Source organism: Desulfosporosinus sp. Sb-LF (assembly GCF_004766055.1).
Taxonomy (GTDB): domain Bacteria; phylum Bacillota; class Desulfitobacteriia; order Desulfitobacteriales; family Desulfitobacteriaceae; genus Desulfosporosinus.
On record NZ_SPQR01000001.1, the window covers coordinates 134,382 to 149,803 of the forward strand.

Annotated in this window: 14 protein-coding genes and 1 pseudogene; all 15 read left to right on the forward strand. The window is 41.8% G+C overall.

Annotation, left to right across the window (positions count from 1 at the left end; genetic code table 11):
* The first annotated feature begins 294 nt into the window (after positions 1-294).
* The 15 genes and pseudogenes from E4K68_RS20885 (at position 295) to E4K68_RS00760 (ending at position 15,325) form a co-directional block, all read left to right on the forward strand.
* A complete protein-coding gene (locus E4K68_RS20885) occupies positions 295-582 on the forward strand; it encodes a hypothetical protein (protein ID WP_243450198.1) in 288 nt (95 codons plus the stop codon).
* Between the two features lie 8 nt (positions 583-590).
* Positions 591-809 (forward strand): hypothetical protein, encoded by a 219-nt coding sequence (locus tag E4K68_RS20890; RefSeq protein ID WP_243450199.1) that lies wholly within the window; start codon positions 591-593, stop codon positions 807-809.
* A 1,335-nt stretch (positions 810-2,144) separates the two neighbouring features.
* Complete coding sequence (locus E4K68_RS20895) at positions 2,145-2,813, forward strand: HNH endonuclease (protein WP_135376834.1); 669 nt, start codon at positions 2,145-2,147, stop codon at positions 2,811-2,813.
* 245 nt (positions 2,814-3,058) lie between these two features.
* On the forward strand, positions 3,059-3,931 hold the full coding sequence (locus E4K68_RS00705; protein WP_135376835.1) for a nuclease-related domain-containing protein: 873 nt from the start codon (positions 3,059-3,061) through the stop codon (positions 3,929-3,931).
* A 301-nt stretch (positions 3,932-4,232) separates the two neighbouring features.
* A pseudogene (gene spo0A, locus E4K68_RS00710) lies at positions 4,233-4,826 on the forward strand (sporulation transcription factor Spo0A); the annotation flags it as partial.
* Between the two features lie 259 nt (positions 4,827-5,085).
* The gene (locus E4K68_RS00715) at positions 5,086-6,816 is read left to right on the forward strand and encodes a sigma-54-dependent Fis family transcriptional regulator (protein WP_135376836.1); all 1,731 of its coding nucleotides are present in this window, start codon (positions 5,086-5,088) and stop codon (positions 6,814-6,816) included.
* Positions 6,817-6,905: 89 nt separating this feature from the next.
* Positions 6,906-7,442 carry an NUDIX hydrolase gene (locus E4K68_RS00720; RefSeq protein ID WP_199241657.1) on the forward strand — a complete coding sequence of 179 codons (537 nt, stop codon included), beginning with the start codon at positions 6,906-6,908 and terminating at the stop codon, positions 7,440-7,442.
* The gene (locus tag E4K68_RS00725) at positions 7,439-8,608 is read left to right on the forward strand and encodes an endonuclease Q family protein (protein WP_135376837.1); all 1,170 of its coding nucleotides are present in this window, start codon (positions 7,439-7,441) and stop codon (positions 8,606-8,608) included. Before E4K68_RS00720 ends, E4K68_RS00725 begins: the two co-directional genes overlap by 4 nt.
* Positions 8,609-8,643: 35 nt before the next feature.
* On the forward strand, positions 8,644-9,243 hold the full coding sequence (locus E4K68_RS00730; RefSeq protein WP_135376838.1) for a stage II sporulation protein M: 600 nt from the start codon (positions 8,644-8,646) through the stop codon (positions 9,241-9,243).
* Positions 9,244-9,476: 233 nt separating this feature from the next.
* The gene (gene ald / locus E4K68_RS00735) at positions 9,477-10,592 is read left to right on the forward strand and encodes an alanine dehydrogenase (protein WP_135376839.1); all 1,116 of its coding nucleotides are present in this window, start codon (positions 9,477-9,479) and stop codon (positions 10,590-10,592) included.
* A 158-nt stretch (positions 10,593-10,750) separates the two neighbouring features.
* Positions 10,751-10,957 carry a hypothetical protein gene (locus E4K68_RS00740; RefSeq protein WP_135376840.1) on the forward strand — a complete coding sequence of 69 codons (207 nt, stop codon included), beginning with the start codon at positions 10,751-10,753 and terminating at the stop codon, positions 10,955-10,957.
* 86 nt (positions 10,958-11,043) lie between these two features.
* A complete protein-coding gene (gene xerD / locus E4K68_RS00745; protein WP_243450231.1) occupies positions 11,044-11,937 on the forward strand; it encodes a site-specific tyrosine recombinase XerD in 894 nt (297 codons plus the stop codon).
* A 23-nt stretch (positions 11,938-11,960) separates the two neighbouring features.
* Positions 11,961-13,139, forward strand: a complete 1,179-nt coding sequence (locus tag E4K68_RS00750) for a phosphopentomutase (protein WP_135376842.1) — start codon at positions 11,961-11,963, stop codon at positions 13,137-13,139.
* Positions 13,140-13,141: 2 nt separating this feature from the next.
* Positions 13,142-13,972 carry a purine-nucleoside phosphorylase gene (locus E4K68_RS00755; RefSeq protein WP_135376843.1) on the forward strand — a complete coding sequence of 277 codons (831 nt, stop codon included), beginning with the start codon at positions 13,142-13,144 and terminating at the stop codon, positions 13,970-13,972.
* Between the two features lie 51 nt (positions 13,973-14,023).
* Positions 14,024-15,325: a pyrimidine-nucleoside phosphorylase gene (locus tag E4K68_RS00760; protein ID WP_135376844.1), complete on the forward strand. Its 1,302-nt coding sequence runs from the start codon at positions 14,024-14,026 to the stop codon at positions 15,323-15,325.
* Positions 15,326-15,422: the final 97 nt, after the last annotated feature.

Sequence of the window (15,422 nt, forward strand, 5' to 3'; positions counted from 1 at the left end):
TCGTCGAATCCACAGTAAGGAGAATTAAAAGATTATAACCCTTTATATTCGCTAGAAATTTCTTAAAGAAATAGACAGTTAATATCGCTTTTAAATTTACTTCGTTTCCTCTAACATCCTTTTTCATGTCCGATAAACGGGCATCTTTTTTTGGTCATAATTAACATTGTTAATTCCTTGCTTTTTTTGCAGGTTAGTGTAGGGAAATGTAGAATATGTAAGTCGAAGAACCTTACGAGAGTTCGTCTAGGGAGTCTCCCTACGTGAGATAAATTTAATTAAGGAAGGTGCTAAGTGAAGCAATTACTTTTAGAAAACTGCATCGATATGGACACTGTCCTGTTCGATCTGGACGATTCCCCATATACGATAAAGATGTTTTTAGCCTTGCTAAAAAATCAAGGAGCGACTAAAAACGTCAAGAAAAAAATGACCCAATATTTTGGTAAAAAGTTTAAAACTGAGGATAGAGAAAAAGTTATTACCTATATAAGGGGTTTAGCTCATGGTATTCTTGGGACTAGTGAAGATGCAGTTAAGGAATTGGAAGAACAGACTGGTGTAATGCTCACACACAATTAAAAATCCAAGTGGACAATGCCGAAGACACTCTTGACTTCGAGGCGGTATCAAAACAATTACCCAACATCGGAACTTTAGTGGGAATCTATACTAAGCTGGGTGGATACTTTCAAACCTGTGCTGATTTCTTGGAACTGGCTGTGAGGATACAGAACGGTATAGGAGATCACAAGACTGCACAGTTAACCCAGAAAGCTTTAGATGGCTACCTTAAGCAAGTTAAGTAAAAGAGGAATATATGATCGATGGCAATTATAATACAGCCAGGTCAGTTTGAATGGATAATGCTGATTTTCTAAGTCAAAAGGGCGATAATACACCAATATCAAAGGTACAATCCTACCGAATCCTTACAAAACATCAAGAGCTATAGTAATTGATGGAGAAATCGGCACTCGCACGTTGAGAAAAACCTTTGGTTATCCATTTCTATCAGAAAACTAAGGACGTTGCCTTGCTCCAAGAACTTTTCAATCATTCAGCTCCATCTGTAACTCTACGATACATTGGAATCAATCAGGATATAATGGATAACGCGATGGATAGCTTTAAGTTATAAGCGTAAGAAGAGACAAGCAATTCGCCTGTCTCTTCTATTATGTGGGTTGACAAAATCACCAAAATCCCAATTCTAAAACAAATGAGGGCTGATTTTCAGGTCTTTCAGGTAGAGGGGGGTATCAACAAATACCGAAAGACATAAATAGCGAAATCGCAGGAGCAACTGTTAAGTTCCCCTACCTCTATTGAAAACCGATTGAAGGAATACCGCCTACCTACAATAGTAGTACCAGAAAGCAATATATTTTACATAATTGAGGTGAGACATCTTTTTGGAGGACAGGTAAGATAGTAGATGGTTGTATTTTGTTGAATGAATACTCTCATGCCAAAGAGGATTAGATATGACGTATATGCCCCAAGTGCTATTATATTCTAATAGGATATGCGGAGAAAACGTCCAAAATATCCGTGATTAATAGAATAATCAACTCTAGTGATGGGTCATTAGATGCAGGGGTGAGAGATGACAAGTTGTCTATCTTGTAGATGATACTTATCAAGAAGAGTTGTACAATCATGTATTGCTTATCTATCCATTTTATAAACGCTATAAAAAGCGAGGCAAAATTAAGGAAAACGCTAGGAAAAAGGTAAACCACTGGTGCTATGAAGGAAAGAAGGGGAAATGTAACCCCTTTTTTTTAGCTTGACCTCTAACGAGTTGGTAGAAATAATAGCTATCCGAATCGCTCTTGAAAGGATGAATTACGGAGGAGATTCATACAGGGTGGGGTATGGAACAAATCCTGTAGGACTAATAAAACAAAAAGGAGGGTGAGACTGTTCAATTACCACAGCAAATATCATGATCTTAATGAGGTCAAAATAATATTTTCCCCCAAAGGATTTGGTAAAGTTTGTGCAGAAAATATTAGTAATTAATAATCGTAAGTAGTTTCACATGAATAAACAATTCGCATTTGAATCTTTTGCGTCAGACAATTAAGGAGGGGTGAAACCAAAGTTATATGCAAGATTGCTTTTGGGGGTGGGATTAAATGAAATTTGAATTAGAAGAGTTTCATCGCAATGTCAGTGACGAGGATTTGATTGAAGATTTAAGACGAGTTGCGATGAAACTAGGTAAGTCTAGTGTTACGATCGATGAATACAATGAGCGAGGGAAATTTCATAATACCACCTTTACTAGAAGATTCGGATCGTGGTTTACATGTTTAGGGAAAGCAGGTCTAGAAAGGACTAGAAATTTGAACATACCTACAGAAGATTTATTTCAGAATCTTGAAGGAATGTGGAAAAAATTGAGTAGGCAACCTCGCTATAATGACATGGTTTCATCCGTTTCGATGTATAGTGCAGGGACTTATGAAAGAAGATTCGGCTCATGGAGAGGTGCCTTAGAGAGTTTTATTAAGGTTGTAGATAATTCTACATTACAGACTAATGATTTAAACGATGATATTTCTAATGTAAAGTCGAGTAAGGAAGAGAAACAAGGTAAGAGGACTATAAATTGGCGTTTGCGTTTCCTAGTAATGAGAAGAGATAATTTTAAATGTAAAATTTGTGGAGCTTCACCTGCAACCAACCCTGAAGTCCTGCTTCATATCGACCATATACAACCATGGTCAAAGGGTGGAAAAACAGTAATCGAAAATTTACAAACGCTTTGTTCGATATGTAATATTGGAAAAAGTGATCTTTGAGTTGAATGGTACGCATAACTGAATAACCCTAGAAATTTATGGGGTTTTTCAGCATGAGAAATAGCCTTTGATCAAAGTCAATAACTTAAAGGAAAGCAATATTCCAATGCAGAATTATTAAACCTCATGAATCTCTTGTTGAAACAGAACTGAACTGTCTGTAGATCGACGTTCAATCTATATGGAATTTAATCTTTTCTCGTAGGTATAAATTTGCTATAAGAGGATATGAGGGAGCTGTTCGAATGTTTCTATCAAAGCTGTTCAAGAGAGTCTTTCAAAAGGACTCATTGGTAAGCGTTCAACCCACTATGACCACTAAAACGGAAATATCGCATAGTTCTTTAGAAAAGGAAAAAAATCGTAAGGCACTAAGAAAAGGTGAGTTAGGCGAATATAAGATCGATATTCAATTAGATCAGTTGCCAAAAAATTATAAATATGTTAGTAATCTATTATTACCTAATCCGAAGGCTCATTCGGGTTATTCGCAGATAGATCACGTAGTAATATCACCTTACGGACTTTTTGTAATTGAGACTAAGAATTATTCTGGTGAAATTTCTGGAAGTAAACAGGATAAAGTTTGGTTTCAAAACGGAAAATATCAATTTCTAAACCCACTATGGCAAAACTATGGTCATATTGCGACTCTTAAAGTGCTTTTAGCCAATTTTAAGAGTTCGGAATCCTATTTTTCAATTATATCTTTTACAAGACGAAGTATTTTCAAAGTCGATACGGAGCTTAGAAAAATAACTTCATCGGAACTGATTATTTATGATACGGAGTTATCCGATTTCATTACAAGGAAAGTCGCAGTTTTGTCGAGGGGATGCTCGATGCCAATATTAAATGATTCTGATATTGTTAAAATATATGAAGTTCTTAGTGATAAGAATATAAAAGATGAACAAATTCGATTAGAGCATGTGCAAAAAAATGGGACGAGGAAGAAAGAACATCAACAACCCAATAAATCAGACAATAATTGGAATAAAGAGAAGTGTTCCATTTGTAGCAAACCCGTATCAGAAAAAGTAAGGAATTTTTGCCTTGCAAACAAGAAAAGATTTGATGGGAAAGTATATTGTTTCGATCATCAATCCAATTTTTAGGACAGAAAAACTTCGTATAGCTATACTATTCTTAGTATAAAAAAAGCATTGATCTAAGTCATTAACTTACACCTCAATCGTGTAATAAATGAATATGACGTAAACACCGCAAGTCCTATAAGATATTAATAGGTGATGCGTTGTTAACGTCAAAACATTATTGAACTTGGAGGTATAGACATTTGACTTGTCCTAATAATTGTCATAAACTATAATTATATAGCGACTAACTTAGTAGCTATAAACCAATAAACTCTTATAATATAGAATGTTTGCTAAGACCTCAAACCCTTGGATCAATTACATTTTGAAGCCTTTCGATCTGGATACATTAGGTAAGCGAATTCGACAGTTGCAAGATCATTTTTCGGATAAAGCGAATAATCTTCCAACTTGAAATGGTAACGGGAAAGCAGTACATCAGATTATACAGAATAATACGCAGATTTCTCAAAGTGAACAGAAAGTGCAGATTATGCAGAGCCCTTTGAATATGTCAAATACATCAGACCCAATCTCTAATGGAATCTTGCCGCCAACAACTAAAAATCTTGAAGTTGAGGTCACTCGAATGATCCATCAAATGGGAGTGCCGGCACATGTTAAAGGGTATCAATATTTGAGGGACGCAATTGTCAGCGTGGTGCTGAATGTATCACTCCTCGGAGCAGTAACCAAAGAACTTTATCCTATGATTGCTGTTAAATACCAAACTACTCCAAGTCGTGTTGAACGTGCAATACGTCATGCTATTGAATTGGCTTGGGATCGTGGCAACGTGGAGTTCATGAATCGTTTTTTTGGTTATACGATTAATGTCGATCGTGGTAAGCCTACAAATTCTGAATTTGTGGCTATGGTGGCTGATAAACTACGCATGTCAATGATGTATTAATATACTCTTCAAGCAATTATTTATCCTATAAATTAAGAAACACCTTTATTATTACCTTAGTGTGGATAATAAGGTGTTTTTTTAAAACCATTTAATTCAATTGTTTACCATTTGTGGGTTGATGTAGAAAAAGAATGTCGATACAAAAATATAAATATAATCTCATACAGATGCGCAAAGTATTGCAAGGCAGGATTTTGCAGCAAGGGGCCGAATGATAAAGTAGAAGAAGGTTTTAACTGATTGGAGGGAAATGGAGATGTTTATGCGTGGTCAACTGGAGAGGATAGCAGGAGAAACGCACCATGCGGTCTTAGGAATTAACCTCTTAAATGAAATTGTGATTTGTAATTCCCTTGCTGCCAAATTGTTTGAGCTATCGGTTGAAGAAATCTTAGGTAAAGATTTATGCCAACTTATGCCAGATGATTCACTTCCTCATATTCGGGATTCTCAAACAATTGAATTTAACAAATCTATTCGATTAGGCAGTAAGATGATCATAGCCAGTCGTATGCCATTTCAAGACGATAAGGGGCGTGTGGTTGGCGCGGTGACCTTTCTACAAGATATGACTGAATATGAGGAACTCAGAGGTAAGGTCAATGAGCTACAAGAACGACGGATTTTCCTTACTGCTATTATTAACTCTATTCAGGATGCCATTTCTGTGGTCGATGAAAATGGTCTCGGAATTCTGATTAACCCTGCCTACACTCATTTAACAGGCTTAACTGCGGATGATGCTCTTGGCAAACCCCCTACAGTGGATATTGCTGAAGGAGAAAGCATGCACATGCAGGTATTAAGAACCCGTCAATCGGTTAAAGGGGCATTGATGAAATTAGGACCTAAACGTAAAGATGTGATCGTTAACGTAGCTCCAATTATCGTTTCGGGGCAGTTTAGAGGAACTGTGGGTGTGCTGCGCGATCAGTCGGAAGTCCATAATCTCTCTGAGGAATTGGAAAGAGCAAAACGGTTAACTCGTCATCTGAAAGCGAAGTATACCTTCAATGACATCGTTGGGGAAAGCAATGCTATTACAGAGGTGATTGAACAAGCACAACGTGCGGCTGTTACGCCAGCTACCGTTCTCTTGCGTGGGGAAAGTGGGACAGGCAAAGAATTGTTTGCACATGCTATTCATCGCTCGAGTGAACGACATAAGGGGCCATTTATCCGGGTCAACTGCGCGGCATTAACAGATAACTTATTGGAGAGTGAACTATTTGGCTACGTAGAAGGGGCTTTTACTGGGGCTAAACGTGGAGGAAAAGTCGGTCTTTTCGAAGAGGCAAACGGGGGAACTATTTTTCTTGATGAAATTGGGGAAATTAGCCTCAACCTTCAAGCCAAGCTTTTGCGCGTACTGCAAGAACGTGAAATTGTTAAAGTGGGTGACAATCGTTCATTTAACGTAGATGTAAGGGTTATTGCAGCTACCAATGCTAATTTAGAAGCGGGATTAAGAGCTGGTAAGTTTCGCGAAGATTTGTATTATCGTTTAAATGTAATCCCGGTTATAATTCCCCCCTTAAGACAGAGGAGAAGTGATATGCCCTTACTTGTCCGCCACCTCATAGGGAGCTTCAATCAGGAATACGGTCGCTCTGTCGAGAGAATCAGTGATGAGGCATTGCAAATTTTAATGGGGTATCATTGGCCAGGGAACGTTCGCGAATTAGAAAACTTTTTGGGTCGAGCAATTATTAACATGCGAATTGGTGAAACGGTTGTAGAGCATCATCATCTTCCAGTTTTGATTCAACCTACTCCTAATTCTTCCGAGGCTCATTTTGGTAACTTAGCCCATATTTCCTTGACAGAGGAGGAACTCGGGTTTGAAGGGTTGCAACGGCAGTGGGAACGCGCCTTACTAGTAACCACGTTACAAAGAACCGGAGGTAATAAAACTAAAGCAGCCCAGCAGCTAAAAATGTCAATCCGAAATTTCTACTACAAACTTGAACGGCATGCCCTGTTATAAAGAGAACGGTTAATTATTGAGCATTATGGACAGAACATAAAGTAAAATAAGCAAGAGTTAAGTTAAGGAAAGGAAAGAGGGAAAACACATTGAATGAAGAGAACCGACGCGAGGAACGCATCGGAGGAGAGGTGCTTTTTGAGGGAAGAATGCTTCGTTTAGAACGTGACCAAGTCCGGTTGCCAAATGGATTGGAAACATCTCGAGAAGTTATTAGGCACCCAGGAGCGGTTGCAATTATTGCCCTTCAGGATCAACATGTGCTCATGGTTCGACAATATCGCTATGCTATCGCCCAGGAAACCTTGGAAATCCCAGCGGGGAAACTCGATCCGCATGAGACTCCCCTGGATTGTGCCGAACGTGAACTCCGGGAAGAAACTGGTTATCGGGGGACAATGGAACATATTAGCACGTTTTTCACAACGCCAGGTTTCACAGATGAGCTAATGCATCTGTTTTTAGCTCGGGATTTGGTTTGGGATCCGTTAACCCCAGATGAGGATGAATTTTTAGCCGTGGAAAGAATCCCCTGGGGTGAGGCAGTGCAGAGTGCACAACAAAGTAAGTTTAATGATGCAAAAACCGTTCTGGGGATTTTACTCGTACAGGGGCTTATTGCATGATTTTTGCAGATTTACATATTCATATAGGGCAAAGTTTAAACGGGAAAGCCGTAAAAATTACTGCTTCGAATGCATTAACCTTGCCTAATATCCTTGAAGTTGCCGGTGAGGTAAAAGGGCTCTCCTTGGTAGGCGTTGTTGATGCTCATTCGAGCGGAGTGCAACAGGATTTTAAGACATTGTTAGACTCGGGCGATCTGAGCCCTTTATCGGCAGGTGGGTATGCTGCTCACGGTCTGACGGTGATTCCTGGACATGAAATTGAATTACAGGTCGGAGATGGGAATGCTCATTTCTTGGCCTATTTTCCATCGATGGAGCGAGTCGAGCAATACGTCCGCTCCTTAAGGCACTCCACAAAAAATTGGCAATTGAGTACCCAAAAGGGCTTTCTTCCAATTGACCTATGGATTGAAGCAGTTTCGAAAGCAGAAGGGATTTGGTTTCCCGCTCATGCCTTTACTCCACACAAAGGTATTTATGGGAATTGTTGCAGGCGTCTGAATGACGTACTACCGATCTTGCCGATGGCTTTGGAAATTGGGCTCAGTGCCGATAGAGCAATGGCAGAAAGTATCAGTGAACTAGAGTCGGTGGTCTTGTTTAGCAATTCAGATGCCCACTCGTTGCCTAATATTGCTCGGGAGTATAATACCTTCGAGCAAACAGACCCCTCTTTTGGAGGACTGTTAGATTTAATCAAGGGAAAACACAAGCACGCAGTTCGTAATTTTGGCTTGCCCCCTAAAGTAGGAAAATATCATCGTACGTATTGTCTAAGTTGTGAGAACATCGTTAAGAGCACGGCTCCACAGTTGACTTGCCCTATTTGTGGGAGTGGTCATGTTGTGATGGGAGTCTTGGACCGCTTGATGAGTATAGCAGACCGTCCGGTGGGTAAACACGATGACTCAACTTATGTTCATCAAGTTCCACTACTGCAGCTTCCCGGGATTGGGCCTAAAATGTATGAACGACTTTTGAAGGCTTTCGGCACGGAAATGGCTGTACTTCATCAGGTTGGCGCAACAGACTTAGAGCGCGTTGCCGGAGTCAAGGTTTCGGCATGGATTATGAAGGCCCGAAGTGGGGAGCTAAATGTCGAGGAAGGTGGTGGGGGCGTATTTGGTAGAGTTGTGGACATACTTTCCCTCAGACCAGAATAATATCCCATATAAACGTATGGGAAGGGGTGCGAAGGATGTGGAAACAGCTCGGTGAACACATTCGGCAATATTGGGTTATTTATCTCACGCTTTCGAGTGTCTATCTCGCAGGTGTGGTATTTGGGGTGCTTGGAGTCGGTGCCTTGGGAGTTCCTCAAACCTCTCAACTTGGAAAATTCCTGGATACACTTTTAATAAGCCAACCGAGAACTATAGAGCCTGCCTTCTTGGGACAACTGGCCAGAGATATGTTCATAATGATGGCAGGAATTTGGATCTTAGGACTTACGATTATTGGGGCACCTTTAGTTTATCTTATCGTCTTTACGAGAGGATTTATTCTTGGATTTACGGTTAGTTTTATCATTGGAGCGAAAGGAACCCTGGGGCTTGGTTTGATTCTTACGACCGTTTTAGTTCCGAACCTTTTTGCCATTCCTCTACTGCTTCTTGGTGCAGGGTTAGCGACAATATTTTCGTTTCTGCTACTTCGAGGAAAAGCCAGAGGAGAATCGCTACGCAGAGAATTTCTATATTATACGGCTGCAGCGGCGTTTGTTTCTGTGGGAGCGGTTGCTGTTGGAGTGGCACAAGGTTATTTCTCAATACTAGGCGTCCATTTGTTCGGGCTTTAGAAACAATCAATTGCAAAGTATTGCATTGAAATATATTGCAAGCAAGTTTATTCAGGTTTTTTGCTGAGAAATTCTCAGTTTGTTTCTTTTACTATGGTTTGTGCATATTAAGAGAGGCTGCTGTCCTTGATTACGCTTAAGCTGATGAAGGAATGATCCTTTCTTGCACATGGCACAATATTTGCATTATAATATCAGTGCGAGGACTAATGACTAAGATGGAGGTTTGAATTATGCTGATTGGAGTTCCGAAGGAGATTAAAAACAATGAAAGTCGGGTGGCTATCACACCTGCGGGTGTCCATGCTTTTACTTTAACTGGGCATCAGGTTGTTGTGGAAAAATCTGCCGGTGAAGGCAGTGGCATCACCGATCAGGAGTATATCGAAGCAGGTGCTCAGATACTTGATTCAGCCGCTGACGTCTGGAATGCAGATATGGTCATTAAGGTTAAGGAACCGATACAATCGGAATATGCATTTTTTAAACCAGGACAAATTCTGTTTACTTATTTGCATTTAGCTAGGGAACCAGAATTAACGAAAGAACTTATGGAAAAACAAGTGGTCGGTATTGCGTACGAAACCATCCAATTAGATAACGGTTCATTGCCTTTGCTTGTCCCTATGAGCGAAGTAGCTGGGCGCATGTCGATTCAAATCGGAGCTCAATTTCTTGAAAAACCCAATGGCGGAAAAGGGGTTTTGCTTGGGGGAGTGCCTGGTGTACCTCCCGCAAGAGTAACTATTATCGGCGGCGGGATTGTGGGTACGAACGCAGCTAAAATGGCTATAGGACTTGGCGCAAATGTTACTCTTATCGAAAAAAGCTCGCAGCGTTTACGGGAGATTGATGATCTCTTTGGCGGTCGAGTCAAAACGTTGATGTCAAATCCTTATAATATTGCGGCGAATGTGGCTCTAGCGGATTTACTTATAGGAGCAGTACTTATTCCTGGTGCCCGTGCTCCTCACTTAGTAACAGAGGACATGGTGAAGGAAATGACACCCGGTAGTGTGATTGTCGATGTTGCTATTGACCAAGGAGGTAGCATCGCAACAATTGACCGTGTGACAACGCATAGTGATCCCACGTATATAAAATATGGCGTAGTTCATTACTCGGTTGCAAATATTCCTGGAGCTGTTGCTAGGACGTCAACCTTTGCTTTGACTAATGTAACGTTAGGATATGCGCTTGAGATTGCTAACAAAGGTTATTTTAAAGCGATCCAAGAAAATCGTTCGCTTCGTAAAGGGGTTAACGTCATTAACGGCAAGTTAAGTTATAAAGCGGTCGCCGAATCTCTGAACATTATGTACACACCGTTAGAAGAAGCCTTACTCTAGGGTAGATTTTAGACACTAAAGTTCTTAGTTTAAATACAAAACGAGTGGAATCCATTGATTGGGTTCCACTCGTTTTATTTCCATTAGAGTTCGGCAAGTTTTCTTAGGATAAGGACAATCTGCAGATGCATAGGTATAAGGGATAGGGAGGGAATGCAATGCCTAAAAAACGCTGGAGTGATTTTTTCCTTTACCTTGGAAGGGTATTTATCCTCCTTATTTTACTTGCAGTGCTCCTGCCGAAGCTTGTTGCCGTGTGTAATATTTGGATGTCTTCATTCTTACATAATGACCAAAAACCGATGGGTAACCCTCTGCGAGTAGAAGTACCAAAGTGGGAAGAGCGACAATTTCCACCAGGGTAAACGGAGAAACAAGGGAAATCTCCTTTCTGTGTTGAATGTATTATAATAATAATGATTTTTTGACGGTACAGAAAAGAGGGGATAAAGTGACCTCTGGGGAACAAATTACTAAACAGTATCTGATTTACCTGCATGTTGAGCGGGGGTTATCCGAAAATACGTTGGAGGCATATGAGCGTGATTTACTTCAGCTTTTAGTTTTCCTTAAACGGCGGAAAACAGACTTTATCACTTGTGAGGCTAATGATCTCTTTTTATTTCTTCTTAAATTGAAGGAAAATGGAAAAGCACCTCGAAGTGTTGCTCGTTGCCATGCAACTCTACGAGGATTTTTTGCGTTCTTGCTAGATGAAGGAAGACGAAGCGATAACCCGAGTACCTATTTAGTGACACCAAAGTTAAATCAACCACTTCCGAAGGTGTTGTCAGAAGCGACAATGGATAAACTATTACAAGCAAGGGAAGAATCCGATCTTACTCATCGGGATTTGGCGATGCTGGAAGTTCTTTATAGTAGTGGATTGCGTGTTTCTGAATTGATCGGATTACGTTTGTCGGATATTTCGTTGGACGTCGGATATGTTCGTTGCCTTGGCAAGGGTAGTAAGGAACGGATTGTACCATTAGGAGAACTTGCAATTCGGGACGTAGAGCATTACTTAAATGGTCCGCGACAGCGATTGTGTGGCAAGCAAAAGAGCGATATCCTCTTTTTAAATGTCCATGGTCGCCCTCTGACGCGCCAAGGAGTGGTATACATATTAAAAAAATGGGGAAAAAATCATAACCTAGAGCAGACCATTTCTCCCCACATGTTTCGTCACAGTTTCGCAACCCATCTGCTAGATCATGGAGCAGACCTGCGTTCAGTCCAAGAAATGCTGGGACATGCGGACATTGCAACAACTCAAATTTATACGCATCTGACTCGGAAACGCCTGCTAGACGTCTTTAGAAAAGCACATCCACGGGCGGATTAATGGATTAGGGGTGAAAGTAGAACATGTCACGGAGAGCAATTATTATCGTATTAGACAGTGTTGGAATCGGAGAAATGCCCGACGCAAAAGACTATGGAGACTTGGGTAGTAATACCTTGGGTAATATTGCCCATCGTCAGGGGGGACTTAAGCTCCCATTTCTACAAAAACTAGGCCTGGGGAATATTGACTTGATCACGGGAGTTCCAGCCGCTTCTAATCCGGAGGGTAGCTTTGGGAAAATGGCCGAGCGCTCCCTCGGGAAGGATACAACCAGTGGCCATTGGGAGATGGCTGGCGTGATTTTAGAAAGAGCGCTTCCCACGTTTCCCCAGGGTTTTCCTCAAGAGTTTATTAAACGCTATGAATTAGCTATTGGGCGCAGCGTCATAGGTAATGAGGTTGCCTCCGGTACGGAGATTATTCAGCGTCTTGGAGAAGAGCATGTACAGACAGGAAAGCCCATTGTCTACACATCAGCCGATTCAGTATTTCAAATCGCTGCTCATGAGGCGGTTATCCCTCTGGCGGAACTGATGCGTCTATGTCAAATTGCTCGCGAAATGTTGAAAGATGAGTTACAAGTAGGACGTGTGATCGCTCGTCCATTTCTCGGTGAGGTTGGAAAATTTTACCGAACATCAAATAGGCATGATTTTGCGTTAGAACCTCCCTATAAAACGTTGCTGGATTATCTGAAAGAACAGGGTCTTGAGGTCTGTGCAGTAGGTAAAATCCATGATATTTATGCGGGAAAGGGAACGACTGACTTTATACCCTCAAAGGGAAATATGGAAAGTGTCGATAAGACATTAGGCTATATGGCTAAGGTAAAATCTGGCTTAATTATGACCAACTTAGTTGATTTCGATATGATATATGGGCACCGTAATGATGTGGAAGGATATGCACGGGCTTTAGAGGAATTTGACGCACGCCTACCAGAAATTTATACTGCCCTACGCCCAGAGGATTTGTTAATCATTACGGCTGATCATGGCTGTGATCCAACCATGCCAGGAACGGATCATACCCGAGAATATGTTCCACTACTCGTTTACGGGACAAGCCTGAAAAAAGGGATTAATCTTGGGGTGAGGCCCACCTTCGCAGATTTAGGAGCAACAGTGGCTGACTATCTTGAAATTGGGTCGATTGCTCATGGAAATAGTTTTTATGCAGACATTCAAGGAGGAATATGAAAATGATTTCTGAAAAGGAACATAGTGTTAAATTAGCAGAGGCGCGAAGCTATCTCATGGAACGTGTCACAACCATGCCCGAACTCGGTGTTATCTTGGGCTCAGGGTTAGGCGCTTTTGCCGATCTTATCGAGGAGGAAATTGTGATACCTTACAAAGAAATTCCGCATTTTCCGATTTCGACTGTGGAGGGACATGCTGGACAAATGGTTTTCGGAACGGTTGATGGTCGCAAGGTCGTGGTAATGCAAGGGCGGTTTCATTTTTATGAAGGGTATGCCATGCAGGAGGTGACTTTTCCGATTCGGGTAATGCAAGTTTTAGGAGTGAAGGGTCTTATTGTTACGAATGCTGCGGGTGGAATAAACGCAGCATTTCATCCGGGAGACTTAATTCTTATCAAGGATCATATTAACTTGATGGGCGACAATCCGTTGCGGGGGGCAAATTTATCGAGTTTGGGTCCGCGCTTTCCGGATCTTAGTGATGGATATAATCTGGAATGGCGCCAAAAGGCGTTAGAGATTGCCAGAGAGTTAGGGATTAAACCTCAAGAAGGGGTTTATGCGGCTATGAGTGGTCCTAACTATGAAACTCCTGCAGAAATTCGTTATTTGCGTACGATTGGAGCGGATATGGTGGGCATGAGTACTGTACCAGAAGTACTTGTGGCTAACCATGCAGGAATGCGGGTTTTGGGTATTTCCTGTGTGACAAACATGGCGGCAGGTATTTTGCCTCAAAAACTCAGTCATGTGGAAGTTATGGAAACCGCGAATCGGATTGAAAAGCAATTTGTGCGTTTCGTTCAGGGGCTTGTACGAGAGCTTTAGGGGATACGACCGAACTCAAGACGAACTTCAACCAAGAAAGAGTGATTTCAAATGCGTATGGTGGACTTAATCGAAAAGAAACGGGAGGGCGAACCCCTTTCTAAGAGGGAAATCCGCTTTATCATTGATGGATATGTCCAAGGAACTATTCCTGACTATCAAATGGCAGCCTGGGCTATGGCCGTTTATTTTCGTGGAATGTTGCCCCAAGAAACGGCTGAACTCACGTTGGCAATGGCGCAGAGCGGTGATCAACTTGATCTTTCTACTTTAGGAAAGCGATTTGTGGATAAACATAGTACCGGAGGGGTGGGAGATAAGACAACCTTACTCCTCGGGCCTATGGTTGCGGCTTGTGGCGTACCTGTGGCGAAAATGTCAGGTAGAGGACTTGGACATACCGGAGGAACGATTGATAAGCTCTGTTCAGTACCGGGCTTTCGGGTCGAACTTTCTCGGGAGGATTTTTTGGCACAAGTGAAGAAAATTGGATTGTCCGTCATGGCTCAGACGGGAAATCTAGTTCCTGCCGACAAAAAACTTTATGCTCTGCGGGATGTCACGGCGACTGTTAGCTCCATTCCTTTGATTGCATCGTCTGTGATGAGTAAAAAAATTGCTGCAGGAGCACAGGGAATCGTCTTGGATGTTAAGTACGGTTCAGGGGCCTTCATGAAGACCCTTGAGGAGGCCCGGGTGCTAGCAAAAACGATGGTAGATATTGGGAAGGAACTGGGGCGTCAGACGATTGCAGTCCTGAGTAATATGAATCAACCACTTGGCCGAGCGGTGGGAAATAGCATAGAGGTCCTAGAAGTGGCTGACGCGCTCCAGGGAAAAGGCCCTCAAGATTTAATCGAAGTCAGCTTGGAGTTGGGAGCTTGGATGCTTGTGGCTGGAGAGGTCGTATCTGATGTCGAGGTTGGGAAGGAACGCCTGCGTAAGAGTTTAGAAAGCGGCACGGCTTGGGACAAGTTTCTGGCCTTCTTAAGCGAGCAGGGGGGAGATGCCCAAGCGGTAGCCAACCGTCGGCTAAGGGTCGCTCCGTGGAACCTTCCGATCCTTGCTCAGGAAACCGGGTACGTGCAACCGTTTGATGCGCATAGAATTGGGATTTTGGCTATGACTCTGGGTGCAGGACGAGTTACGAAAGAAAGTTCAATTGATTTGGGGGCAGGGGTTGTTCTGGCTAAAAAAGCCGGAGAGTGGGTCGAAGCCGGAGAACCCATCTTGCAGCTTTATGGTAGGGATAAAGGATCATTAGCTGAAGGACTTCAGCTTGCACAATTCTTAGTTACTGTTGGAAGCGAAGCCCCCGTATTGCCTCCATTGATTGAGGAAATTATAAGATGATTTTTTGAAGGCACTTGCAAATGCGGTCATTAATAGCTTCATTGAAGTTTTAACATTCATGATGGATAAAGCGAAATTCATAAAATCCTCCTCCTTA

Bases quoted from the DNA above. Each gene is read 5' to 3' on its own strand.
- E4K68_RS00730 (WP_135376838.1), top strand. From the start codon at position 8,644: ATGTGGAAACAGCTCGGTGAACACATTCGGCAATATTGGGTTATTTAT.
- E4K68_RS00725 (WP_135376837.1), top strand. From the start codon at position 7,439: ATGATTTTTGCAGATTTACATATTCATATAGGGCAAAGTTTAAACGGG.
- E4K68_RS00715 (WP_135376836.1), top strand. From the start codon at position 5,086: ATGTTTATGCGTGGTCAACTGGAGAGGATAGCAGGAGAAACGCACCAT.
- ald (WP_135376839.1), top strand. From the start codon at position 9,477: ATGCTGATTGGAGTTCCGAAGGAGATTAAAAACAATGAAAGTCGGGTG.
- E4K68_RS00705 (WP_135376835.1), top strand. From the start codon at position 3,059: ATGTTTCTATCAAAGCTGTTCAAGAGAGTCTTTCAAAAGGACTCATTG.
- E4K68_RS20895 (WP_135376834.1), top strand. From the start codon at position 2,145: ATGAAATTTGAATTAGAAGAGTTTCATCGCAATGTCAGTGACGAGGAT.
- E4K68_RS00750 (WP_135376842.1), top strand. From the start codon at position 11,961: ATGTCACGGAGAGCAATTATTATCGTATTAGACAGTGTTGGAATCGGA.
- E4K68_RS00755 (WP_135376843.1), top strand. From the start codon at position 13,142: ATGATTTCTGAAAAGGAACATAGTGTTAAATTAGCAGAGGCGCGAAGC.
- E4K68_RS00740 (WP_135376840.1), top strand. From the start codon at position 10,751: ATGCCTAAAAAACGCTGGAGTGATTTTTTCCTTTACCTTGGAAGGGTA.
- E4K68_RS00760 (WP_135376844.1), top strand. From the start codon at position 14,024: ATGCGTATGGTGGACTTAATCGAAAAGAAACGGGAGGGCGAACCCCTT.